This window comes from Pantoea sp. UBA5923 (assembly GCF_002431095.1).
Taxonomy (GTDB): domain Bacteria; phylum Pseudomonadota; class Gammaproteobacteria; order Enterobacterales; family Enterobacteriaceae; genus Pantoea; species Pantoea piersonii.
On the sequence record NZ_DJDN01000058.1, the window covers coordinates 12,421 to 13,727 of the forward strand.

Here is a 1,307-nt window from a genome sequence, read left to right on the forward strand (position 1 = left end):
CCAACGAGGAGCTGGATCTGGTCGATCTGCTGACCGGCATCCCCATGGCGCAGGATTATCCCTCGCTTAACCTCGGTCAGGCAGTGATGGTTTATTGCTATCAGCTCTCCGCGCTCAATCGCGTGGCGCCGCCTGCCGCGCCGCAGGCTGACGCGCAGCAGCTGGACGCGCTGCGTCAACGCTTTGAACGGCTGTTGCAGACGCTGGAGGTCAGCGACGATCGCAAGATGGCTGACTGGATCGATCAGCGCATCGGCCTGCTGGAGCAGCGCGACAGCGCCATGCTGCATCGCCTGCTGCATGATGTAGAAAAAAAACTTATAGATAAATCTTCCTGAAAAATCGCCTTTGGTAGCGGCTGATCGTAAAAAGCGCGCGTCGGACAAACGATTCTGCAAGCGTTTTTACCGTCAGCACGCAGCAGTGCGCAGCGGCGATAAAATGGGCGTCGGACAAATTCGTTGACTTAACCGGCACTTTGCTTTACTTCTGGAAGGCAGACAGACTCTAAAAGACAGACAGAAAAAATCTCAATGCGTAACTCAACCAGCCTGAACACCACCATTATTACCACCATTACCACAGGTAACGGTGCGGGCTGACGCATACAGGAAAAACAAAAAAAAGCCCGCACCTCAACAGTGCGGGCTTTTTTTTCGGCATAAATTCAGGAGAGCTTTAACATGCGAGTGCTGAAATTCGGTGGGACCTCGGTAGCGAATGCGGAACGTTTTTTTCGCGTCGCTGACATTCTGGAAAGTAATGCGCAGCAGGGACAGGTTGCCACCGTACTCTCTGCACCTGCAAAGATCACCAACCACCTGGTGGCGATGATTGAAAAGACCATCAGCGGTCAGGATGCGTTGCCAAACATCACCGACGCCGAGCGCATTTTCGACGAGCTGCTGCAGGGGCTGGCGGCGGCGCAGCCGGGTTTCGACTATGAGGGACAGAAAACCCGCGTCGATCTGGAGTTCGCCCAGCTAAAACAGGTGCTACACGGCATCAGCCTGCTGGGGCAGTGCCCTGACAGCGTTAACGCCGCCATTATCTGCCGCGGCGAAAAGCTCTCAATTGCGATTATGGAAGCGCTGCTGCTGGCGCGCGGGCATGGCGTCACGGTCATCGATCCGGTAGAGAAGCTGCTGGCCGTCGGCCACTATCTTGAATCCACCGTTGATATCGCCGAATCGACTCGCCGCATCGCCGCCAGCCAGATCCCGCCGCAAAATATGATCCTGATGGCCGGCTTTACCGCAGGCAACGAAAAGGGCGAACTGGTGGTGCTGGGGCGCAACGGCTCTGAC

General features: G+C 56.2%; 2 pseudogenes and 1 other annotated feature. Both pseudogenes read left to right on the forward strand.

Annotated features, from left to right (window positions below):
* Positions 1–338: pseudogene (locus B3797_RS13965) on the forward strand (tRNA/rRNA methyltransferase); the annotation flags it as partial.
* Positions 339–543: 205 nt separating this feature from the next.
* Positions 544–658 (forward strand) — a sequence feature (Thr leader region).
* Between the two features lie 25 nt (positions 659–683).
* A pseudogene (gene thrA / locus B3797_RS13970) lies at positions 684–1,307 on the forward strand (bifunctional aspartate kinase/homoserine dehydrogenase I); the annotation flags it as partial.